Annotated in this window: 22 protein-coding genes; 21 read left to right on the top strand and 1 reads right to left on the bottom strand. The window is 33.8% G+C overall.

The window, feature by feature from the left end; genetic code table 11:
* The first annotated feature begins 5 nt into the window (after positions 1 to 5).
* Positions 6 to 431 carry a LysM peptidoglycan-binding domain-containing protein gene (locus BCR26_RS00110; protein WP_069696925.1) on the top strand — a complete coding sequence of 142 codons (426 nt, stop codon included), beginning with the start codon at positions 6 to 8 and terminating at the stop codon, positions 429 to 431.
* A gap of 391 nt (positions 432 to 822) precedes the next feature.
* Complete coding sequence (gene lepB / locus BCR26_RS00105; RefSeq protein ID WP_069696924.1) at positions 823 to 1,536, top strand: signal peptidase I; 714 nt, start codon at positions 823 to 825, stop codon at positions 1,534 to 1,536.
* Between the two features lie 253 nt (positions 1,537 to 1,789).
* Here lepB and BCR26_RS00100 read toward each other — a convergent pair whose 3' ends face one another.
* The gene (locus BCR26_RS00100) at positions 1,790 to 3,271 is read right to left on the bottom strand and encodes a helix-turn-helix domain-containing protein (protein ID WP_069696923.1); all 1,482 of its coding nucleotides are present in this window, start codon (positions 3,269 to 3,271) and stop codon (positions 1,790 to 1,792) included.
* A 180-nt stretch (positions 3,272 to 3,451) separates the two neighbouring features.
* Between BCR26_RS00100 and BCR26_RS00095 the strand changes: the two genes are divergently transcribed.
* From BCR26_RS00095 to BCR26_RS00005, 19 genes are all read left to right on the top strand, one after another.
* Positions 3,452 to 4,792, top strand: coding sequence for an FAD-dependent oxidoreductase (locus BCR26_RS00095; protein ID WP_069696922.1), 1,341 nt, complete (start codon positions 3,452 to 3,454; stop codon positions 4,790 to 4,792).
* 161 nt (positions 4,793 to 4,953) lie between these two features.
* Positions 4,954 to 5,181 (top strand): hypothetical protein, encoded by a 228-nt coding sequence (locus BCR26_RS00090; RefSeq protein ID WP_069696921.1) that lies wholly within the window; start codon positions 4,954 to 4,956, stop codon positions 5,179 to 5,181.
* A 208-nt stretch (positions 5,182 to 5,389) separates the two neighbouring features.
* Positions 5,390 to 8,089 (top strand): YhgE/Pip domain-containing protein, encoded by a 2,700-nt coding sequence (locus tag BCR26_RS00085; RefSeq protein WP_069696920.1) that lies wholly within the window; start codon positions 5,390 to 5,392, stop codon positions 8,087 to 8,089.
* Positions 8,090 to 8,305: 216 nt separating this feature from the next.
* Entirely contained in the window at positions 8,306 to 9,472 is a 1,167-nt protein-coding gene (locus BCR26_RS00080) for a cation diffusion facilitator family transporter (protein WP_069696919.1), read from the top strand.
* A gap of 167 nt (positions 9,473 to 9,639) precedes the next feature.
* Positions 9,640 to 11,304: a MutS-related protein gene (locus BCR26_RS00075; RefSeq protein ID WP_069696918.1), complete on the top strand. Its 1,665-nt coding sequence runs from the start codon at positions 9,640 to 9,642 to the stop codon at positions 11,302 to 11,304.
* 63 nt (positions 11,305 to 11,367) lie between these two features.
* Positions 11,368 to 11,868, top strand: a complete 501-nt coding sequence (locus tag BCR26_RS00070) for a GNAT family N-acetyltransferase (RefSeq protein WP_069696917.1) — start codon at positions 11,368 to 11,370, stop codon at positions 11,866 to 11,868.
* Positions 11,869 to 11,989: 121 nt separating this feature from the next.
* Positions 11,990 to 12,196, top strand: a complete 207-nt coding sequence (locus BCR26_RS00065; RefSeq protein ID WP_069696916.1) for a hypothetical protein — start codon at positions 11,990 to 11,992, stop codon at positions 12,194 to 12,196.
* A gap of 81 nt (positions 12,197 to 12,277) precedes the next feature.
* Complete coding sequence (locus tag BCR26_RS00060) at positions 12,278 to 13,117, top strand: MerR family transcriptional regulator (protein ID WP_069696915.1); 840 nt, start codon at positions 12,278 to 12,280, stop codon at positions 13,115 to 13,117.
* Positions 13,118 to 13,150: 33 nt separating this feature from the next.
* Positions 13,151 to 13,636, top strand: coding sequence for an SAM-dependent methyltransferase (locus BCR26_RS00055; RefSeq protein ID WP_069696914.1), 486 nt, complete (start codon positions 13,151 to 13,153; stop codon positions 13,634 to 13,636).
* 152 nt (positions 13,637 to 13,788) lie between these two features.
* Positions 13,789 to 14,463: a two-component system response regulator SapR gene (gene sapR / locus BCR26_RS00050; protein ID WP_069696913.1), complete on the top strand. Its 675-nt coding sequence runs from the start codon at positions 13,789 to 13,791 to the stop codon at positions 14,461 to 14,463.
* A gap of 12 nt (positions 14,464 to 14,475) precedes the next feature.
* Complete coding sequence (gene sapS / locus BCR26_RS00045; RefSeq protein ID WP_069696912.1) at positions 14,476 to 15,501, top strand: two-component system sensor histidine kinase SapS; 1,026 nt, start codon at positions 14,476 to 14,478, stop codon at positions 15,499 to 15,501.
* 20 nt (positions 15,502 to 15,521) lie between these two features.
* Positions 15,522 to 16,385, top strand: coding sequence for a GRP family sugar transporter (locus BCR26_RS00040; RefSeq protein ID WP_069696911.1), 864 nt, complete (start codon positions 15,522 to 15,524; stop codon positions 16,383 to 16,385).
* 35 nt (positions 16,386 to 16,420) lie between these two features.
* Entirely contained in the window at positions 16,421 to 17,809 is a 1,389-nt protein-coding gene (locus BCR26_RS00035) for an amino acid permease (RefSeq protein ID WP_069696910.1), read from the top strand.
* Between the two features lie 196 nt (positions 17,810 to 18,005).
* The gene (gene fumC / locus BCR26_RS00030) at positions 18,006 to 19,385 is read left to right on the top strand and encodes a class II fumarate hydratase (protein WP_069696909.1); all 1,380 of its coding nucleotides are present in this window, start codon (positions 18,006 to 18,008) and stop codon (positions 19,383 to 19,385) included.
* 1 nt (position 19,386) lies between these two features.
* Positions 19,387 to 20,562, top strand: coding sequence for an NAD(P)-dependent malic enzyme (locus BCR26_RS00025; protein ID WP_069696908.1), 1,176 nt, complete (start codon positions 19,387 to 19,389; stop codon positions 20,560 to 20,562).
* 182 nt (positions 20,563 to 20,744) lie between these two features.
* Positions 20,745 to 22,754: a methionine--tRNA ligase gene (gene metG / locus BCR26_RS00020; protein WP_069696907.1), complete on the top strand. Its 2,010-nt coding sequence runs from the start codon at positions 20,745 to 20,747 to the stop codon at positions 22,752 to 22,754.
* 74 nt (positions 22,755 to 22,828) lie between these two features.
* Complete coding sequence (locus BCR26_RS00015; protein WP_069696906.1) at positions 22,829 to 23,194, top strand: HIT family protein; 366 nt, start codon at positions 22,829 to 22,831, stop codon at positions 23,192 to 23,194.
* Between the two features lie 19 nt (positions 23,195 to 23,213).
* Complete coding sequence (locus tag BCR26_RS00010; protein ID WP_069696905.1) at positions 23,214 to 23,789, top strand: GNAT family N-acetyltransferase; 576 nt, start codon at positions 23,214 to 23,216, stop codon at positions 23,787 to 23,789.
* Positions 23,790 to 24,082: 293 nt separating this feature from the next.
* Positions 24,083 to 24,399 (top strand): transposase (locus tag BCR26_RS00005; RefSeq protein ID WP_139124838.1); only part of this gene is annotated, 317 nt, incomplete at its 3' end.

The raw sequence follows: 24,399 nt of genomic DNA, 5'->3' as shown, positions 1-24,399 counted from the left end.
ACAGTATGAAAAAGAAGTTTGATAAAAAAAATATTTACAGCTTGCTTTTTTCATGCGTATTGTTTGGTTCCATCTTTTATTTTACGAATAATTCATTGCTGTTAGCTGCCTCTGTCTCGCCAGAGGGAAAACAGGCAGCAGTGCCAGTTTCTGGGAATAGTGGAGTAGTTTTGCCACAGCCACCTGCGCCTACTGAAACACCACAGGATATTCCAAAGGGTGAGAGTCAACAAACCTCGTCATCAGAGAAAGAAGCTGTGATAACGGCTGATGAAAAGAATAGTCCTAAGAATAGTTACATTGTTAAACCAGGACAAACATTATGGGAAATTGCTCAAGAAACTGGCTTGTCTTTAACTACGCTTATGAATGAAAATCAGCTTAGCAATAGTTTTATTATTGAAGGTCAGGAACTATCTTATAATCCATAACCATTTATTTTTAAAGACGCAAAAAGCTGTTTGCGTCTTTTTTATTTGCCTCTAAATTTAAAATATGAAAGCAAAAAGACCAATAAAAATAGTCTAAATTACTGAAATTTAGTATGAAACTTGTTTGTTCATGATATAATAGTTATTAAGCTGAATAAAGTTCCAAATTTTATAATTTGGAAACAGTTAAGCGCATTTTTGGCAAAAGAATTTTTTATCTGGTATTCTGAAAGAGAAATAGCTTGTTTTATTTGAAAAAAAACTTAGTAAAGTAATTGTAAAAAAACAAAAACAAAGGCAAACAGATAATCTAATGCAAATAAACAAAAGATTTGATTTTAAAAATTAAGAGTAAGAAAAATAAAAAAATGGAGAGAAAAGACATAAGGTGATGGAAAGAACAGAAAATACTGAAAATAGACCAAGTAAGAAGAAATCTGAAGTAAATGAAAGAAAGAAACCAACCACTTCTACAAAGAGTAAAACGAAAGTAAGAAAAAAGAAACGCAGGAAGCTAACGAAAGAACAAATCAGATTAAGAGAGAAGAAGCGAAGAGTTAGAAATATTATAGAAATTATCAAATTTTCTCTACCAATTTTAATTGTTACAATCCTTGTTTTTCTTTTTATTTTAAATACATCACCACATATGGTTGAAGGAAATTCAATGAATCCTACTCTTAAAAATAAGGATCGAGTAATTGTCAGAAGAACAAAAGAAATTAATCGCTATGATGTGATTACTTTTAAACCTCCAGTGGCAAGTGAGTTTCAATATGTTAAAAGGGTAATAGGTATGCCAGGAGATTTAATCTGGTTAGAGGACAAGTATCTATTTATTAATCAACAGACAACGACAATACCTAAAGACCTAACTTTTGCGAATCAGTTGCCAGATGGTACGATTAAAGTAAATATTTCTAAAGATGCTACTGAACAGTTAACAGAAATGAAAAAGATTCCTAAGGACTTTTATTTTGTGTTGGGAGACAATCGAGAAAATTCAAGTGATAGCAGAGAATTTGGTCTGGTCAATAATTCATCAATTGAGGGCGTTGTATCGTTTAGATTTGCTCCATTTAATCAAATGAGTTGGATAAAGTAGAAAGAAAAGATTGTTATTTTGTTTTTCTTTTTTCAAATATAACAATCCTCTATTTTTCTCAGAAAAAAATAAGTTAACCGCTATCATTTATTTGGAGGTAAGGGATTTGTTGAGTGAAGCTACTAGTATCTATGGAAGTAGGAAATTCTCATTAAATTTCACTGGGATAAAGAAAACAGAGAACAATGAAAGAATGTTCTCTGTTATAATGCAGTTAGACTAAAATAATTATTGTTATTATACGTTGTTATAATTATCTTGTTTCAATTAAATCAACAATTAATTTTTCCACTTCTAACATATCATAGTTATTTCCTATATCTGAAAAAATGTATACAAGTTCTTGTTTCTCAGAGATAATATCACTGTAAATGTTTGATAAAAGGATATCATAGTGGCTATCATCTGCGAAAGGTTCTGCTTTAATAGGATATTTGTGTCCTAAAACATTTGATAAATGTTGAATCACTAGTTCAGCGATAAAAGGATTAAGTGAATGATAGACACCAATGGATATTTTTTCTTCATTTAGTTCGGCAATGTGATTTAATATAATCGTATAATGTATTTCTGTGAACTTGTTTTTGTAATTGCTTTTTTCAGCATTTTGATCAAATTTTTCAGTTGCGATATCCATCAATTCTCTGACTTCATTTCCAGAAAAAGGGTGTCGATGAGCATTTACAATGGATTTAATTGTCCAATTGTCAAAAGGTAAGATGAACCCATCAAAGTAATACAGCTGTGAATGCAGTTGGAATAGCAAGTTCTCAATGTATAATAAACGTGCCGATGAAGCATAACTAGATAAATATCCTTGTTGTTTGAGATATTTCAAAATAGCTTTGTTCATATAGTTTAAATAGGAACTCTCTTTTCGTTGTCTTTCAGCTAAACGAAAGGCAAAAGTAGAGTTAGGTGAAAAATTGTTCATAGAGCAGAAGAAATCATAAAACATATAGGCCTCATAAATAGTATATGGACGATCAATTTTTTTAAAATATGTATGTACGGATAAGTTGATTTCTTCAAATAGTGGTCGATCAGGATAGTCATAATTTGGACTCATTAAAATATCAGAGTCTATTGTTAATCTTTTAAAAGAAATTTTCATCCACAATTTTATTTGTAATACTTCTGTAGGATCAAAAGTTAAATTTAATGATTCTTTTAAAATATCAACAAAACTTAAATACTGATTAGTCGTTTCTTTTTCTAAATCAGATTTATCTTCAAATAGGAACCAGAAGAAATTGAAGAAAAAGTAACGAATCTGTTTTTCTTCACCAACTAATTTCCCTCGTTTTACTTGAAGGTGAAATTCTTTTAGCAATTCATTTAATTCAGCAATTTTTCGATAATAGGTTGCTGAACTAATTGCATAATTCAATTGAAAATAGCCAGAACTAAGTTCATTTTTAAAGAAAAGTTGATTGACCATCTGAAACTTGATTGATTTTTCAAGAAAGAGAACAACGATTTTTTTTAATGGGAACGTTGGTGCCTTTACTAAAGAAATCGTTTCACCCTCTAGAGTAACAGTTACTAGGTCATCTATTTGACTTTCTTCTAAAAAAACTTGAAGAAAAGATAAATATTCATTCAGTGTAGGTAAACTGATTTGAAATTCATGAATTAATTCATTTTTTGTTGCATTCCCTTGATTATTATAAAGAAATAAGAGGATATCATTCATATAATCGTAAGGTTTTTCTAAAAAATCTCGTTTAAGCATAATCAACACCTCACTTTAAGGATACTTTATTCGTGTTGAAATGGCAATACGCAACTTGAAAAAGTATGTTTTTAGCATATTTATTTTCAATTTCAATAATATATATATATAATAATAACAGATACTTGTTAGCTTTATTTTGAAATAGAGCTAACTCATTCGGAGGGAGAAGAGATCTTATTGAAAGTAGTAGTTATTGGTGCCTCACATGGAGGAATACAAGCTGTAGTGACAATGAAAAGATTGAATCCCCAGATAGAAGTTACTTTAATTGAAAAAAGAGACAATATTAGTTATGTTTCAAGTGGTCTTGTTTTGAAAATGACGAATGTTGTTGATGACTTAGATGATGTAAGATATATATCGGCATCAGACTTAGAATGTCTGGGGATAAAGGTTTTATTAAATTCAGAAGTATTGCATATTGATTCAAATAGCAAGTTAGTTTTTTATAACAATGACAGTATTTCTTATGAAGAAGGGTATGACAAATTAATCTTAGCAACAGGCTCTAATCAATTTTCAACGAATTTGACATTACCAAGTAAAGATAAGGTAACAGTCTTTAAAGATTATATTAGTTCAACCGAAGTGTTGAGTCGTTTTTCTGAAGCTAGAGTGATATCTATTATTGGTGGAGGATATATTGGGATTGAACTATGTGAGGGACTAAAAAATTCAGATAAAGAGATTCATTTAATTGAAAGCGCTGATACGGTTCTTTTTCGATATATTGATAAAGAACTTGCTGAAATTATTAAGCAAAGAATGGAGTCCTATAATATTGAATTACACTTAAATGAGAGTGTTTTAGGATTTAAAGAAACGGAGAAAGATTCGTTTATTACTCAAACAACAAATGAGGAAATTAGAAATGATTATGTGATTGTTGCTGTAAATGCACGACCAGATACTTCATTGGTGGGAGACTTTTTAGATTTAAATTCGAATGGAACAATAAGAGTGAATGAGCAGATGCAAACAAGTGATCCTGATGTTTATGCTGTTGGAGATGTCATTTCTTATCCAATCCATAACAGTTTTAGGAAATCTTTCATACCATTAGTGAACAATGTGGCTCGCAGTGCGACAGTGGCAGCAATGAACGTACTAGGGAATAAAATGGGTTATTTGACAACCCAGAAAACGACCGCCTCTAAGATATTTGGTTTGTATGTTGCTAGTTCAGGCTTAACTGAAGTAGAGGCGAAGTTTGAAGGAATAGATGTAGAGAGTATTTTTATAAGTATTCCTTACCAACTTCCTTTCATAAAGAAACAAGAAGAGGTTCACATTAAATTAGTCTTTGCTAAAGGAAGTCAAAAAATTATTGGTGGGCAAATAATGTCTGAAAAAGATATTACTCAGTCAATTAACACTTTATCTTTAGCGATTGCCAAAGAAGTGACTCTAGAAGAATTAGTGACTCTAGACTTTTTCTTTAACCCTGGAATAAATCAGCCAATGGGAATTATTAGTAGAGCTGCTTACGAGTTTCTGATGAAGAAACATGGCGCTTAAGTAGTTAAAAGATCTAAATTCAAACAATAATTGAAAAGGCAATAAGGTGAAGCAAGGGATTGAAGGCTTTATTTTATTGTTTTTTTTGTGTTAAAAGATGAATTGCTACATTTTTTTTTGAAAAGGTTCTATAATAGAGAAAAGTATTGGAGGCGATAACCATGAAGCCATCAGAAAAAAAGTTTTATACCTTTATTTTAGATCGGACTAAACCAGAACATCAAGAAGATATGAAGCATTTGTTAGTGGAACTAATGGATAGAAAATCGACAGGTGAATTGAATAAGATGTATTTGATAGGTGTCACACCAAGAGCCTTGTCTTATTTAAAACCAGAGGCAGTGGATGAAGTAAAAAAAGTAGTATCTGATTTTTCTTCTAAGTTATAGAAATAAGTTTTGAAGGCAAGCCGTGTATAAAAGGTTTGTCTTTTTTTAGGAATGTGAGTCTTTTTTAATGATCATTCATTATAAATTACGACAACTGAGTGGAACTGTCGTAGAAATAGACAAATTTTATTTTTTTCATTTGTTATTAAATAAAGAATTGTGCTAAAGTGCTAAAGTAATCAGGAATTAATAAGAACGGGTGAGCAAAATGAATCATATAAAGAATACATTTAAATTATTTAAATTAGACTGGAAACGACTATTTACAAACCCCATTGCCGCATTTTTGATTGTGGCACTGATGGTTATTCCATCACTTTATGCTTGGTTTAATATCGAAGCACTTTGGGATCCGTATTCGAACACTGGAGAGTTACCAATTGCAGTTTATAGTGATGATCAGACAGCAACAATCAATAATGAAAAAATAAATATTGGTGACGAGGTAATTAATAATCTTCATGAGAATAAACAACTTGGATGGAAATTTGTTCATTCAAAAAAAGAGTTGGATGAAGGGGTGAAATCAGGAAAATATTTTGCCGGCATTTATTTACCAAAGGATTTTTCAAAAGATTTAATTAGTTTCACTACAGGAGAAATTAACAAACCTAAGATAGAGTACTCAATTAATGAGAAAATTAATGCTATTGCACCTAAAATTGCTGAAAAAGGAGCTTCTTCCTTACAAGCACAAATTACAGATGAATTTATTAAAACTGCGAGCAGTACATTGATTAGCGTCTTTAATGAAGTTGGTTATGATTTAGACTCTAATTTATTGAGCATTAATAAAGTGAAGAACATGATTCTTTCGACGGATGAAAATATTGGAACCATCGATGGATATACGAAACAAGTTGTTGATTTACACGGAAAGTTACCAGAATTAAAAGGGAAACTTGCTAAAGCAAATGAGTTTGTGGATTATTTACCTCAAGTGGACGCTTTGGGAAATAAGATTGTGGATTTAAACAGCAAAATGCCAATGATCAAAGAACAAGCGAAAGTTATTTTGACACTACAACAAAAAATACCAGAAATTCAAAATGCTGGAAAACAAATTGCTATGATTGATGAAGATTTTGCTTCAGTGGAACAAACCATGAATGAAGGGATTGAAGAAGCGAAACAAGGATTGCAAATCATTCAAGGGGTGCAACAGACTCTTCCTGATATTCAAAAATTAGGAAATCAAGCAGATAGTTTAGCAACAGCGACAGCCAATGGTGCGAAAGAATTACAAAATGCCTTACCAGGAATTACTAGTAGTGTGAAGGTAACTTTAGAAGCGATTAAATCTATTACTGCTAACGTCTCTTCTATCGTTGGTGAAATTCAACAGATGTTAGCCGATGGTAACTTAACACCAGAAGAACGAGCAAAATTGAAAGAAGTGTTACAAAAGTTCTCTGAAAGTTTAGGAACGCAACAGCTTGCTGCCCAACAATTGGCTGAAATGTTAACTCAAATGCAGCAAGAAGCTGGTAATCAGGAATTACAGCCAACTATTGATAAGTTAAATCAGATTAGTGTTTTATTAGGAAGTCTAAAGGTTAAAGTGGATAACATCGATGTAGATAATATTGATACTAGCCAACTTGCGGCTTTCCTAAACGATATTCAAACGACATCCAACGCTATCAATGGAGTAGCTAGTTCAATCGACCCTGCTGCTATTGCTGCAACAGTTAATGATATATTGAATAAGTTGCTTGCAACGATCAGCACAGCGCAGGATTTACTAGGTAAAGCAAAACAAATAAATATTGAAGCCTTATTAAACTCCACTGAAAAAACAGTTTCTAATGCAATTGGCATTCTAGAAAAATATCAAGGACAATTACCTGCCATTAAGCAAGAAGTTCATGATGCGAACCTGATGCTAAATGGCAACATGGAAACGATTGTTAATGGAATTAATAGAGGAGCAGCTCTGTACAATAATGAATTACCTATAGTTGAAAATAAATTAAGCCTAGCTGCGTCATTTATTCAAAATGATTATCCAGGAATCAAAAAAGATATTACCGGCACATTAACAACCGTCAATGAAAAAATGCCTGATCTAGAGTCAGCGTTAAATAAAGCAAACGACTTAATAGTAAATGACTGGCCAAGCATTAAAACAGGTTTGCATAAAGCAGCAGATGCTATTAGAAAAGGGGAAGAACAAGTTGATTTAGGTGAAGTAATAAAATTATTGAAGCTAGATGCAACTAAGGAAAGTGATTTCTTTACGAAACCTGTAGAGATTGCCGAGAATAGGGTTTATCCAATTGCTAATAATGGTTCTGCAAGTACTCCTTTTTATACAGCGCTTTGTTTATGGGTTGGAGCAGTTTTACTTTCTAGTGTTTTAGCAACTGATTATCATCTAGATGAAAAGGATAAAGAGAAGTTTTCAAAACGGGAACAATTCGTAGCTCGAATGCTAACCTTTATGACTGTAGGACTAGCGCAAGCTTTAATCGTTACTTTAGGAAATTATTTCTTGCTAGGTGTTGATGTTCAAAATGTATTTTTCAGCGTGATTTTTGCACTGTTAATTGCATTGACATTTATGGTGATGGTTTATGTGTTGGCTGCTCTCTTTGGAAATGTCGGAAAAGGGATTGCCATTATCATTTTAGTACTTTCTATCTCTGGCGGTGGTGGAAATTATCCAATCCAAGTATCTGGAAAATTTTTCCAATTTATTAATCCCTTCTTGCCGTTTACTCATGCTGTGAATTTACTAAGAGAGTCCGCGGGAGGAATTTATTGGCCAAACGCATGGCACGCCATTTTCATTATGTTTGGGATCATGATTGTATTTAGTATCATTGGAACATTAGCATACCCTTATATTGTTGAAAAAGTAAGAAAATTGGAAGCTATTGCTCATGAAAGTCATATGTTTCATTAATAAAAATGAAGTTGCCTTAAGGGGTAGCTTCTTTTTTTCTCTAATATAAGTTAGGAAAATCAAGGTATACCTAAGAAAAAAACAAGCAGTGCTGAGGATTCAAATTGGGGTTTTCTAAACAATAAGAACTCACTAATAAAATAGATGCTATACTATACAAAGGAAGTGGTAGAGGTTATAGTGTTCTTTATACTCTAAATGTAGGTAGGGAAATGTATGATAACTTTATTCATTAAGCGATTTGAAAATCGTCAAAAACAAAAGAAACAAAATCTTAGAAATGCCTTTGGTTCTTTTGCAGGAAAGATGGGACTTCTGTCAAACTTTCTTTTATTTATAGGTAAACTATTGATAGGGCTGTTTTCTGGCAGTGTTTCAATCATGGCAGATGCAATGAACAGTCTTTCAGATATGCTGTCTTCAATTTTAACGTTAGTAGGATTTCATATTGCTGGAAAACCAGCAGATAAAGAACACCCTTATGGTCATGAACGTTTTGAATACATCAGTGGTATGATGGTGTCATTGTTAATAACATTTGTAGGCTTTCAGTTTTTTGTAACATCTATAGAGCGAATTAAAGATCCGCAGAGTATACGCGTAACACCGATAGTATTGATCATTTTAGTACTATCGATTCTTATTAAAGTATGGCAAGGGCTATTTTACAAAGCTGTTGCTAAAAAAATTAACTCTAATACCTTAGTTGCGGCTTCAAAAGATAGTTTTAATGATGTATTTACGACCCTGGCAGTTTTAGTTTCAGCGGGTATCGAAGGATTTACAGGATTACAAATTGACGGTTTTGTGGGGTTACTTATTGCTTGTTACATTATCTATAGTGGATTGCAGTTAATTCGTGAATTTATTGATGAATTAATGGGTTTGCGACCAGATCAAGAAGAAATTGACTCAATGAAAGAGCATCTGGCTTCTGTAGAAAATATTGTTGGCTATCATGATTTACTCATTCATCAGTATGGGCCTAATAAAAAATTTGCTTCTGTTCACATTGAAATTGATGATCGCTGGGATTTAAACCAAGCGCATGAAAAAATTGATGCCATTGAAATGAATTTCAAAAAAGAATTAGGGGTAGAATTGGTTTGTCATATTGATCCTGTTAATTTGCATGACCAAAAACAACAATTTATTCACCAAGAACTAAAAAAAATCATTAAAGGAATTCATAGTGATTTACGAGCCCATGATATTCGAACTGTTAATTATGAAGAGGAGAACCAGCTTCTATTTGATTTGGTGATCCCTGTAAAATTTCAATTATCGGATTATGAATTGAGAGTTGAAATTCAACGGCAAGTATACGAAAAAATTGGTAATTACAAAATCGATGTAATATTCGATCATAACTATTTGTTATAAATAATAGAAATAACTAAATGGAAAGTATATCTACTTCCGTTTAGTTATTTTTTTGTGAATTACTTTCTCGTATATTCTAGAGGAATTCATTTTCAAAAAGAGTTCTTCTTGTGCTTGAGTAATAAAAAACATATACTAAATAGAAAAAGAGAATGTGAGGGATTTCTATGCCGACACAGGTTGCAGTCGTTTTAATTTTTATTGCATTGATAATTTTTGCAATCATACTTATAGAAATAAAGAACCGTCTAGGCTTAAGAAGAAGGGTCAAAGAAAGATGGGGAAAGCTACCGTATTCGCGCGTATTTGATAAAGAAGAAAGTTTAAAATCTGCTTGGGTTAAAGCAAAAAAATATAGGCAGTATGATAGCGAAGTGGATGATATCACATGGTATGATCTTGATGGATTTACGCTCTTTGAGCAAATAAACGCGACTTATTCTAGTGCTGGTTCAGAAGCTCTGTATCAGCGCTTAAGAAATTTTAATTTCTCTAAAACCCATCATGAACGCCTAGAAACTTTAATCAGCTACTACCAAAATAATCCGGAGCAAAGAGAGCAAATACAATATTTATTTGCTTGTCTAGGAAAAAAGGATAACAATCTGGTGGAGAGCTACTTAAACGAAACAAAGAATCAAAAACTTCCCAATGTCGGACTGTATATTTTTTTGGGCTTATTACCTATTTTTGCGTTATTTACGATAGTAGTCATCCCTTCAACTTTTTCAATTATTTTGTTATTAGGTTCAATTTTATTTAATGTAGTCTATTATCAGCTGAAAAAACAATTGTTAGACCGAGAACTTGCTTGCATGGGGTATTTAGTTCAGACTATTTCCACAGCCAAAAAGCTTTCAAAAATACCGACTCCTTTTCAAGATGAATTGAAAGGGAATCTGAAATCTATTGAAGCAATCACGAAATTTGGTATTGCCTTTAGAGTAAAATCAAATAGTGAAGCGGAGTTATTTTTTGATTACTTATCAATGATGTTTATGCTACCGTTTATTTCTTATAATTTTGTCATTGCAAAATTAATCAATTATGAGAATGAAGCAAAAGAAATTTGGCGTCTGTCGGGAGAATTAGAAGTTGCAGCAGCTGTTTTAAATTTTAGGACAATTATGCCAGATACATGTCAACCTGTATTTACTGATGAGGTTGTTGTTAAAGGTAGCGAAGTTTACCATCCGTTATTGACCACACCAGTACCGAATGATGTTCAGTGGGAACGCAATACCCTTGTAACAGGCTCAAATGCCTCGGGGAAGTCCACTTATGTAAAGAGTGTAGCAATTAGTTGTATCCTTGCAGCGACAATTCACACCGCATTAGCATTAGACTTTCGCTTACCTCATGGTCATATACTAACCTCTATGGCAGTAGAAGATGATATTTTTGAAGGAGATAGTTATTTTGTAGCTGAAATAAAATCAGTAAAACGAGTTTTACAATTGGCTGAAACAAAGGTTCCGTGTTTGTGCTTTGTGGATGAAATTTTGAAAGGAACTAATACGATTGAACGAATTGCAGCTTCTGCTAGTATGGTAAGTTGGTTAGGAAAATTTCCAAGTCTCGCTTTTGTGGCAACTCATGATATAGAACTGACAGAAATTTTAAAAGATTCTTGTAGCAACGTTCATTTTGAAGAGCAAGTAACCGAAGAAAATGGGGTAACTTTTGATTATTGTTTAAGAGAAGGTCCTTCAAAAACAAGAAATGCGATTCAACTATTGCAAGTTCTTAATTATCCTAAAGAAGTAGTAAATCAAGCCAAATCAGAGGCGGAGTATTTTGATCGTAATCGTCAATGGCAACTAATTGGTTAGTCTTTTAAAAAAATGGATTCATTTTTTTTAAGAAGAGAACCTAGAATCAGTTAAGGAGAAAAAATGATTTCTTTTAGACAAATTTCGATAGAGGATGCAGAGCATTTTTTGAAGCTACAGAGAAAACTAGACTTAGAAACTAGCTATATGTTATTAAAACCAGAGGAACGAAGGAGTGAAGTTTCTGAGGTTCACCAGTCTATTATTGAAACTATTCATTCAAATAGCTTTTTTATAGTTGCAGTAAATGAAAATCAAGAATTGGTGGGCTATCTTTCAGCCCAAAGAGGAATATATAAGAAGATGAATCATACTGTCTATATAGTTGTAGGAATTTTACAAAAGTATCAAGGAAAAGGAATAGGAAAACAGTTTTTTTCACAACTCAATGCTTGGACTGAAAAAGAAAAAGTGACTCGCTTGGAGTTAACGGTTATGTCAACAAACTTGCGGGCAATAAAACTTTATGAAAAACAAGGTTTTCAAAAGGAAGGCATCAGAAAAAAATCAATTTATCAAAATGGCACTTATATAGATGAATATTATATGGCTAAAGTATTTTGAAGCTGAAGAAATCTATTCAGACAAGCCAAGAAAAATAAAAATCGACCTTCCCAATGCTTAAAACATAGCGTACAATTAGATTTGTTTGGGAGTTAGCTAGTATAAAAAGGGAAGTGTTGGTTTGTTGGATTTGGTGATTGTTTTAACAGTCTTTACTTACGGCAGTAATTTTATTTTGTATTTAATATTAAAAGAAAAGAAGAAAATGCATGGACTTGAGAAGCTATCTATCCTTTTTGGAGTAAATATGACAATTTTATTATTGGATGGTATATTTTTATTTGTTGGGAAGATGGTTTCAAGTAGTTCTGTGATTGTATTTGAATAGAAGTTGTCTTGGGGTCCCAATTGGACCTCAGATAGCTTTTTTGTTATGGATATTATTGATTAGTCACATCGAGGAGGAATTATGTTTAAGATTGGAGAATTTTCAAGACTGTCGCAAGTATCTATTCGGATGTTACGATATTACGACGAACAAGGGTTATTAACACCAGCTAAAATAGATGAAGAGTCAGGCTACCGTTTTTATCAAGTACAGCAATTGCCTGTTTTAGAAAAGATTGTTTTATTAAGAAATTTGAAATTTTCTGTTGCAGAAATAGCTGAAGTGATTCAATCAGTAGATGAGAGTCATTTGGAAAAACGTTTAAATGAAAAATATCAGCAGATTGAAAAAGAAATAGAGCTTGAAAAGAAACGTCTTTTGCAAATTGAAGAGACGATTCAGCGAATCAAGAATGAGGATGAAGAATTTTATCATGTTAGTTTTAAAACAGTACCTAAAGAATCCATTGTCTCGTTAAGGAAGAAAATCCCTACTTATTTTCATGAAGGGAAATTATGGGTAGAGTTTGGCAAACAGCTTGAAAAGCAAAAGGTTGACTTTCTACCTGGAACGCCAGATAATATTACTATTTTTCATGACGAATGTTACCACGAGGAATCTATAGATATCGAAATTTGTTTAAAAGTTAAGGAAATCGTTGAAGTAGAAGAGCCACTTCAATGTTATCAAATAGAAGAACTTCCCTTAGTAGCTTCTATTTTTGTTAAGGGCCCTTATGAAAAAATTGCAAGTGCCTACGGTTCCTTGGCTAAGTGGTTAGATACAAATAAGGAATTTGAAATGTCAGTACCTACTAGACAGATAGCGCATCGAGGACCCTGTGAAGAAATGGATTCTGAAAATTATTTAACCGAGTTACAAATTCCATTAAAAAAATCTCTTGACTCTAACATGATGTGAGACTGTATGCTTTTTGTACAGGAGGGATAGTAAATGAAAAAATTTACGGTAAATGCCATTGGTTACACAGAAGTTAACGAGGAAGGATTTTTTATTCAGTTGCTACCAGAATATATTGCGGGAATTCAAGGCTTGGAAGGTTTTAGTCATGTGGATGTTCTTTACTGGTTTGATCAATTTGATGTTCCAGAGATGAGGACTATTTTAGAAGTAGAAAAGCCTTATAAAAAGTCGCCAGACATATTAGGTGTTTTTGCTACTAGAAGCCCAGCGCGCCCTAATTTGATTGCGTACTCAGTCGTGGAAATTGTGACTATCGATCAAGCAAAAGGTAGGATTCAAGTAAGCTACTTGGATGCCGAAAATGACAGTCCGCTTCTTGATATCAAGCCTTATACGCCAAGTACGGAAAGAGTAGAAAAACCAGAAGTACCTGAGTGGTGTAAGCATTGGCCTAAAAATGTTGAAACGTCTGGTGACTTTCCTTGGGAAGAAGAATTTAATTTTTTGAGTATCTAAAACAAACTGTGGAATGAGAGAAAGTGAATGTTGCTTTCTCTTTTTTTATTTATTAAATATTTATCATAAAATTCGGCAAAAAGTCCTATATGAATGACGTTTTTTTTCTGTTAAGGTAGAATGAAAGTAATAATCAAATTGGAGGATTAGAAATGTCAAAGATTATGATTGTAGAAGATGAAGCAACGATTCGCGAATTGATCAGTGAAGAGTTGCAAAAGTGGCAATTAGATACATTTGGAACCACTGATTTTAACCGCGTAATGGAAGATTTCCAGCAAGAAGAACCGCAATTAATTTTATTAGATATTAATTTACCTGTTTTTGATGGCTATTATTGGTGCCAAAAAATTCGAGAGGTATCTAAAGTACCAATTATTTTTATTTCTAGTAGAAATACGAATATGGACATGATTATGGCTATGAATATGGGAGCAGATGATTTTGTGACGAAGCCGTTTCAGATAGATGTTTTAATTGCTAAGATTAATGCTTTGCTAAGACGATCTTATAATTATTCTGAAGGTAGTAGTGAGATAATGTCTCATAACGGAATAACCTTGAATGTTGACAATGGAAGTATGGAGATTAAAGGTGAAACAATTGATTTAAGTAAAAATGAATATCGTTTACTATACATTTTAGTAAAGAAACATGGAAAAATATTAACGAGAGAAAAATTATTGAGGGCTCTTTGGGAAGATGAACGATTCGTCGATGACAACACTTTAACTGTTAATATCAATCGGTTAAGAAAGAAAATCGAACAGGCTGGAATCGAAGGATATATTGAAACGAAAGTCGGACAAGGCTATATTGTTCCGTAAGTAGGTGGGAAAATGACAATCTGTAAATATTTAAAAGATCATTGGCTATTATTTATTGGATGGTTTTCCTTTGTAGGGATTACCTGTTTCATTTTATGGTTATCTCCTGAAATGAAGTTGACGATGTCTGTGATGGGGTATATTGTATTATTAGAAGGGTTATTGCTCGTTCTTTTTTTAGTTATTGATTATTCGCTAAAAAAACGTTGGTGGCAGTCGATTGAAACGTCTGAACATCCGCCTTCTTTACAAAATTATTTAGAATATGCATCAAAACATGAAGAAAAAATGTCACAAGAATATGTCAATGGTTTGATAGTAGAGCACCAACAAGTGATGCAACAAGCGATTAGTTCTCAACAAGAGCAAAAAGAATATATCGATTCTTGGGTTCATGAAATCAAAGTCCCGTTGTCTGCTGTGAATTTACTTTTACAATCATTAGAGGATGATATTCCAGAAAAAAAATATTATTTACTAGAAAATGAATTGGAGAAAATTGAGGATTATGTCGAGCAAGTTCTTTATTATGCACGATTAGATAGCTTCTCTAAAGATTATCTAATTCAAGAATATTCATTAAAAGAAATTGTTCAATCGGTCATCCGAACGCAAGCCAATTATTTTATTCAAAAGAACTTGCAGTTCACAATCATTGGAGAGGATGCTACGGTTTTGACAGACTCTAAATGGGTCGCTTTCATTTTTAGACAACTAGTTAGTAATGCGATTAAATATACTCCAAAAGGTGGAGAGATTACGGTAGAAATTCAGCGGACAAAAGAAGGAATTTGGCTTTCATTAAAAGATACCGGTATAGGAATCCCTAAAAAAGATCAGCGAAGAATCTTTGATAAAGGTTTTACTGGTGAGAATGGACGTAAAAGTGAACAACATTCAACAGGATTAGGCTTATATTTAGCTCAAAAACTGGCTGTAAAACTAGGGCATGAATTATCAATGGAATCAATTGAGGGAGAAGGAACTACGATGAAATTACTTTTTCCATTTCTCAGTTATTTCAATGAAATAAGATAAAAAATGGATTGGAGAATAAGATGAGTTTATTCATAGCCTTAATCCCAATGTTTGCATGGGGGAGTATTGGTTTAATTAGTGGTAAAATTGGAGGTAGTGCAAATCAACAGACATTAGGGATGACTATCGGTGCCTTTATTTTTTCTGCTTTTATTTTTTTATTCGTTCAACCAGTAATGACTTTTCAACTGGTTGTTGTAGGAATTTTATCAGGATTATTTTGGAGCGTCGGACAGAATCAACAATTTCATGGGATGAAGTATATGGGTGTTTCCGTTGGATTACCCGTCTCAACGGGGATGCAGTTAATTGTCAATACGATTGCTGGAGCGATTATTTTTCATGAGTGGCAAGGTAGTAGAGATTTCACGTTAGGATTTATTGCTCTTGCGCTACTTGTATTAGGTGCTTATTTGACAGCTAGAAAAGATGACGAAAGTGGTGTAAAAACTACTTGGTCAATGCTGAATTTTAATAAGGGATTGCGAGCACTTGTTTTTTCAACGATTGGGTATGGTTCTTATACGATTTTAATAAAAGCTATGGGCTTAGATCCTTGGGGAATTATTTTGCCACAAGGAATCGGGATGGTTGTTGGTGCTAGTTTTTTTGCATTTAAAAAAATAAAAGTTAATCAGTATGTCTGGAAAAATACAATTTGTGGTCTTTTATGGGGACTCGGAAATATCTGTATGTTGTTAACCATGAAGACAATGGGCTTAGCGATTAGTTTTTCTCTTTCTCAAATGGGGATTATTATTTCTACTTTGGGAGGAATTTTTCTACTTGGAGAATACAAAACTAAAAAAGAGATGAGATATGTCATTTTTGGTTGCCTTTTTGTTATTTTAGGTGGTATTCTTTTAGGGTATATGAAGGTGTAGACCATTTGTTTACGCCTATTTTTTTGGAGGCCAAAATGTCAATTTTTAGAAAGAAAAAAATGAGTGCTCCGTCAAGTGGGTCGGGAGCAATGAAAAAAGAATTAAAAACCGTAGATCTTATTATGCTAGGAATTGGAGCAGTTGTAGGAACAGGAATATTTGTTATTACAGGTGTAGCAGCGAATGAATATGCAGGACCGGCATTGACGCTTTCTTTTGTGATAGCTGCTATTGCAATTATTTTATCAGGCTTATGTTATGCAGAATTTTCTTCAAGAGTCCCGGTTATTGGTGGGCCATATGCCTATATGTATGTTGTATTTGGAGAAATTATTGCTTGGATGACAGGTTGGCTAGTAATTTGTGAGTTCTTTCTAGCTGTTTCCTCTGTTGCTTCAGGTTGGTCAGGTTATGTACATGGTTTTTTAGATAGTTTAGGAGTGAACTTACCTAAAGCTATCAGTGGCGCTTACAATTCAGCTGAGGGGACCTATATTGACCTAATCGCAATGTTAGTAGTGGTTTTGGTCACTTTCTGGGTATCACAAGAAGCAAAAACTGCGTTGCGCTTAAATAACATTATGGTTTTTGTGAAGTTTGCTATTATTGCTTTATTTGTGGGAATTGGGATTTTTTATGTGAAACCTGAAAACTGGCAGCCTTTTATGCCATTTGGTTTTTCTGGTGTGATTAGTGGTGCTGCTTTGGTCTTTTTTGCTTTTCTAGGATTCGATTCTGTGAGTATGGCTGCAGAAGAGGTGAAAAATCCCCAAAAGGACATTCCTAAAGGGATTATTGGATCAATAATTATTAGCACGATTCTCTATATCGTTGTGACATTAATTTTAACCGGAATTGTCCCTTTTACTCAATTAGGGGTAAAAGATCCAGTCGCATTTGCTATGCGTTTTATTCAGCATTCTACAATTGGTGGTTTGATCTCTGTAGGAGCTATCTTAACTTTACTAACAGTAACGATTTCTATGATGTACAGTTTAGCTAGAGTTATTTATGCAATTAGTAAGGATGGTCTATTACCTAAGTTTATGAGTAAAATTGATGAAAAACGCCGTACGCCAAAAAATGCGACCTATGTTGCCGGACTTTGTGCCATGATTTTTGCTGGGCTTGTACCTATGGAGCTATTAGCAGAATTAACAAATATTGTTAGTCTAATGTATTTAATGATGATGGCTGTTGGTATTATAAAATTGAGAAAAATGTTTGGTAAACCAAAACCAGAAGAATTTAAAGTACCATTAGTACCGTTCCTTCCGATTTTATCTATTTTTATTTGTATGGCATTGATGTTACAGTTAAAAACAGCAACATGGCAGATTTTTGGTGTCACATTAGTAATCGGGTTAGTCATTTATTTCTTCTATGGATACAAGCATAGTTTAGCTAATGAAGAATTAAAATAGATTAATGAAAATGTAAACAGTGAATTAATGAAATGGAATAGTTAAACAAGTGCTCTCATAGTGCTTGTTTTTTTATTTCTTAAACTGAGCAAGGTTGCCACTAATAAGTTAGAAAAAATCGTTGAATTATCATTGCGAAATAACCAATAAATAAGTATAGTGAAACTATCAAAGTAAGGTCTGGAAGGAGTAAAAAATGTCATATCGCTTAGAAAGAGATTCGATGGGAGAAATTAAAGTAGCAGCATCAAGTTTATGGGGGGCTCAAACAGAAAGAAGTTTAAATAATTTCAGAATAGGTTCAGAAAAAATGCCGTTACCTTTAATTTATGCTTTAGCATTAGTGAAAAAAATGGCAGCTCGCTCTAATGAGCTTTCTGGGAAATTGGATAAATCTATCAGTGAAGTCATCCAAAAATCTGCAGATAAAATCATTGCTGGTCAATTAGATGAACATTTCCCTTTATCTGTTTGGCAAACGGGAAGTGGTACCCAATCAAATATGAATGTTAATGAAGTGATTGCTCATTTAGCAGCCCAAGAAGGGGTAAAGGTGCATCCTAATGATCACGTGAATATGTCTCAAAGCTCAAACGATGTTTTCCCGACAGCGATGCATATTTCTGGTGTTCTTTTAATTGAAAAAGAACTTTATCCAGCAATAAAAAAAATCATCACAACGCTTCAGTTATTAGAAATAGAAAATCAAGAAATCATCAAAATTGGTCGAACACATTTACAAGATGCTACGCCTGTAACTTTTGGACAAGAAATCAGTGGATGGCGTTCAGCCTTTGAAAGCAATTTGAGGATGTTGGAACAATCTTTAGAAAGTTTAAAAGACTTAGCCATGGGTGGCACTGCTGTAGGAACTGGTTTGAATGCTTCACCTGAGTACGTTCAAACTTTTATTGAACAGCTGTCACTTGAAACAGAAATTCAATTTAAAGAAACACCCAATAAATTTCATAGTTTAGCGAATAAAGAGGCGATTGCGTTTGTTTCTGGTGGCTTGAAAGCTTTAGCAGCTAATGCGATGAAAATGGCTAATGATATTCGTTGGATGGCTAGTGGACCTCGGAGTGGCCTAGGTGAAATAACAATTCCAGAAAATGAACCAGGTAGTTCAATTATGCCGGGAAAAGTAAATCCGACGCAATGTGAGGCTCTAACCATGGTGGCGATTCAAGTGATGGGAAATGACACAACAATTGGCATTGGTGCCTCTCAAGGAAACTTTGAATTAAATGTCTTTATGCCCGTAATTGCTTATAATTTTATTCAGAGTATTCAACTGTTAGCAGGTGGACTTGTATCTTTTGAAAAGAATTGTTTAAGAGGGATTAAGGCCAATCAGTTGAAAATGAAAGACTATGTTGAAAACTCATTGATGCTTGTAACTGCGTTAAACCCACATATAGGGTATGATAATGGAGCAATGATTGCCAAAAAAGCCTATTTAGAAGAAATCACTTTAAAAGAAGCAGCAATTGCTTCACATTTGTTAACTGCAGAAGAATACGACCAGTGGGTAAAACCTGAAAAAATGTTAGGAAACGATTGTAGGAGGAAATAAAATGACAACTATTTATGAAAAAGCATTAGAGGCTCACAAAACGTGGCAAGGGAAAATTGAGGTAACTTCTAAAGTGAAGTTGGAAACCAAAGAAGACTTGTCTTTAGCTTATACGCCCGGGGTTGCAGAACCCTGTAGAAAGATTCAAGAGAACCCTGAAAAAGCGTATGATTATACTTGGAAAGGAAACACAGTAGCGGTTGTAACTGATGGGACAGCGGTTCTAGGGTTAGGTGACATTGGTCCAGAAGCAGCGTTACCAGTAATGGAGGGGAAAGCCTTACTTTTCAAAGAATTTAGTGGGATTGACGCTGTGCCAATATGCTTGGATACAAAAGACCCACAAGAAATAATTACTATCATAAAAGCTATAGCTCCAACTTTTGGAGGAATTAATTTAGAAGATATTTCTGCGCCACGCTGTGTAGAGATTGAACGAGCATTAATTGAGGAGCTTGATATCCCTATTTTTCATGACGATCAACATGGGACAGCAATTGTAACTATCGCAGCCTTAATTAACGCTTTGAAAATTGTAAATAAAAATGTTTCAGATATCAAAGTTGTTGTTTCAGGAACTGGTGCAGCAGGCAGTGCAATTATTAAAATGTTAGTTGATTTTGGTGTCGAAGAGATTATTGCGTATAATATTAATGGTGTCGTAGGAAAAGAAAATCAGAATCAAATGTCCTTTTTAGAAAAAGAAATTGCTTCTATAACAAATAAAGAGAATTTTAAAGGTTCAATGGCAGAAGCAATGAGCGGGGCAGATGTATTTATTGGTGTTTCAGCGCCTAAACTTGTTTCAAAAGAAATGGTTTCATCCATGAATAAGGATGCGATTGTTTTTGCTATGGCCAATCCCGAATCAGAAATCACCTATCAAGAGGCTTTGGGAGCTGGAGCAAAAATCGTAGGAACGGGTCGTTCGGATAATCCTAATCAAATCAACAATGTTTTAGCATTTCCTGGCTTATTTAAAGGAGCGTTTATGGCAAAGGCGACTAAAATTACTGATAATATGAAACTTTCAGCAGCCAAGGCAATTGCTGATATTATTCCAGAATCTGAATTAACACCAGAATATATCATCCCTTCGGTTTTTAATGAAAATCTTGCAGAAATTATTACTAAAGAAGTTTCAGCGGCGGCAATCAAGGATGGCGTTATTCGATAGTATTTAGGAAAAAGAAAGTTAGTGAAGCGACAGTAAAAATAGAATCATGCTGAATTTTTATAGGAAGTAGACCTTAATAAAACACACGGATTTGATAGTTCAAAAAGTCTGATATATGGTATACTGTTTAAGAATGAATTTAGAAGATTCTCGAAAATTGTTAAAGGGGGTTCTTTCCTGTTATGACACAGAAAGAAACATTTTATATTACTACACCAATCTATTATCCAAGTGGCAAGTTGCATATTGGTAATTCGTATACAACCATTGCATGCGATGCAATGGCACGTTATAAAAGGTTAATGGGCTTCGATGTATTCTATTTAACAGGTGTAGATGAGCACGGACAAAAGATAGAGCATAAGGCAGCAGAATTAGACGTTTCACCACAAGAATATGTGGATAAAATGGCAGCTGATGTGCAAAAATTATGGAAGACATTAGATATTAGCTATGACAAATTTATTCGTACAACAGACGACTATCATAAAGAAGCCGTTCAAAAAATCTTTGACCAGTTATTAGACCAAGGGGATATCTATCTTGGAGAGTACGAAGGTTGGTATTCTGTTTCTGATGAAGAGTATTTTACGGAAACACAATTAGCTGAAGTTTATCGCAATGATGAAGGAAAAGTGATTGGTGGAAAAGCGCCAAGTGGTCACGAAGTAGAACTTGTTAAAGAGGAATCTTATTTCTTCCGTATGAGCAAATACGCAGAGCGATTAGTGAAATATTATGATGAACACCCAGAATTTATTCAGCCAGAATCAAGAAAAAATGAAATGTTGAATAACTTTATCAAGCCTGGATTAGAAGACTTAGCGGTTTCTAGAACTACTTTTTCATGGGGCGTTCCATTATCAAAAGATCCTAAGCATGTTGTTTACGTTTGGATTGACGCATTATCTAATTATATTACTGCATTAGGTTATGGGTCTACAGACGATTCTCTTTATCAAAAATATTGGCCTGCAGATGTGCATATGGTTGGGAAAGAAATTGTTCGTTTCCATACCATTTATTGGCCAATTATGTTAATGGCACTAGATTTGCCATTACCTAAAAAAATATTTGGACACGGTTGGTTATTGATGAAAGATGGGAAAATGTCTAAATCAAAAGGCAATGTTGTTTATCCGGATATGTTAGTGGATCGTTACGGCTTAGATGCGTTACGTTACTATTTATTACGTGCCATTCCATTTGGTAGTGATGGAGTATTTACGCCAGAAGATTTTGTCTCTCGTTTGAACTATGATTTATCCAATGATTTAGGTAATTTGCTTAACCGTACGATTGCCATGATTAACAAATATTGTGATGGACATGTTCCTGCATATTCTTCTAAAGTAACACCTTTTGATAGTGAATTATCAACAACTGCAGCGAATGTGATTGGTAAATATCATGAAGCAATGGAAAAAATGGAATTTAATACAGCAATTGCTGAAATCTGGACATTAGTTTCTAGAGCTAATAAATACATTGATGAAACTGAGCCTTGGGTATTAGCCAAAGATGAAGAGAAGAAAAAAGAATTAGACAGTGTTATGGTTCACTTAGCAGAGAGCTTAAGAATTGTTGCTATTTTGCTACAACCAATGATGACAGAAGCTCCTAAAAGAATTTTTGAACAGTTAGGATTAGATTCTCAAAAGATGCAGATGGTAGGGATTCGATTTGGAGAGTTCCCATTGAATGTAAAGGTAACGACGAAAGGAACACCTATTTTCCCTCGATTGGAGCTTGAAACAGAAGTTATCTATATCAAAAAGCAGATGTCTAATAATGCTCAAACAACTGCTGAGGAAATGAAGTGGGATCCAGAAGAAACAACATTGACTTCTATAAAAGAAGAGCAAATCAAATACGAAGATTTTGATAAAATTGAACTAAAAGTTGCTGAAGTGATAGACTGTCAAAAAGTAAAAGGAGCGGACAAACTTTTACAATTCCGTCTAGATGCTGGTGACGAACAAGATAGACAAATTCTTTCGGGAATTGCTGAATTTTATCCTGATCCAAGTGCGCTGATTGGTCGTAAAGTTGTCGTTGTTGCGAATTTAAAACCAAGAAAAATGCGTGGACAAATCAGTCAAGGAATGATTCTATCAGCTGAAGCGCCTGATGGAAAACTTCAACTAGTTGACGCGCCAAAAGAAATGCCGAATGGTGCGATAATAGCATAAAAATCAAGTAAGAAGAGGATGGGACAAACACCCATCCTCTTTTTGAAAATAATAATTTGAGTAGGAGGATTCTGATGGCAACTTGTATTTTTTGTGAAATGAATAAATTTTATATAGAGAACGAATTTGCAGGTGCTTTTTTTGATAAATATCCCGTCAGTGAAGGCCATCTTTTAATTATACCTAAAAATCATAAGAGCGATTATTTTAGTTTATCAAAAGAAGAAAAAGTAGCAATCGATGAATTAATCATCCGTGGAAAAAAGATGTTGGATAGGGAGTCTCAGCCTAGTGGGTTCAATATTGGTGTAAATTGTGGAGAAGATGCTGGACAAAGTGTTATGCATTGTCATATTCATCTAATCCCAAGGTATCATGGAGATATGAAAGAGCCTTTAGGCGGTGTTCGAGGAGTAATTCCTGAGAAACAAAAATATTAATCGAAATTAGGTGCAGTTTATGACATTAAAAGCGTTGAATAGTGAAGATGAAGAGAAGTATCGATTATTTGTTCAAGATTGGCAACAAGTGGGAGAAAGCAGAATAACGCCGTTTTCTGCTAATTTAAATGGACTGACTTATCAACAGTGGTTAGAAAAACTCCAAGAAGATAAAAAAAATTCAAGTCATTCTTTTGTACCAGCAGAAACTTTATTTTTGGAAAAAGAGTCTAAATTGGTTGGGGCAGTTCAATTAAGGTATCAACTAAACGAAAAATTACTGAAATTGGGTGGAAATATTGGTTATGGGGTTGTACCTTCCCACCGCGGAAAAGGCTATGCCAATGAATTATTAAAGCAATCTTTAGCTATATTTAAAGAGAAAGGACACTCAAAAGTCTTACTCACCTGTGACAAAGAAAATGAACCTTCTAAAATAACAATCATTAAAAATGGTGGAAAACTAGAAGACGAAAAAACTATTGATGGTAAACTGATTCAAAGATATTGGATAGAGAGTGGGACAATAGTCAGAAATACATCTGATTGTTGCCTCACTTTTTTGATTTCTAAAAAAAGAGAATGTTCCGTTTAAAAAACAAGAGGGATCAACTATCAACGAAGAGGCAGCTAGCCGGAAGCAACTCGGCAAGAAACGAGCCGATTTCATTCCTAACTGGCGTCAAACGAGCTGTAAATAGCAATAAAACAGCTCGTAATTCCCCAGTTGCTTTTGAGGCTGCTTATTCTGGAAGTATGAGCCCTCTCTATTCCTCATCATAAGGAAATAGACTGAATAAACGAGCTTTTTTCACTTTTGGGCTACACAAAAAGCACACAACCTAGTATGATTAAAGTGTCGAAACTAAATCAAAGGAGTGTGCTCTTATGTTTAAAAATTATACCATCAATCAAACAACTTTACCACTAGATATGGATCAGTTTATTTCCGAAACCGATGTTGTCTTTGCCGTTCACTCGCTAGTTGAAGCCATTCCACAGAAATTGTTTCATCAACTAGAACAACCACTTGGACGTCCAGCCTACCATCCCAAAATGATGTTAAAAGTCATTTTGTATGCGTATACACAAAAAGTGTTTTCAGGAAGAAGAATAGAATTTCTGTTGGAAGACAGTTATCGGATGCGGTGGTTGGCTAATCATGAACAAATCAGTTACCGTACCATCAATCGTTTTCGTCGCCA

Origin of the sequence: Enterococcus rivorum (assembly GCF_001742285.1) — a bacterium.
GTDB lineage: Bacteria > Bacillota > Bacilli > Lactobacillales > Enterococcaceae > Enterococcus_L > Enterococcus_L rivorum.
Note: the sequence above shows the minus strand (reverse complement) of the source record. Positions and strands in the feature narration are given on the sequence as shown.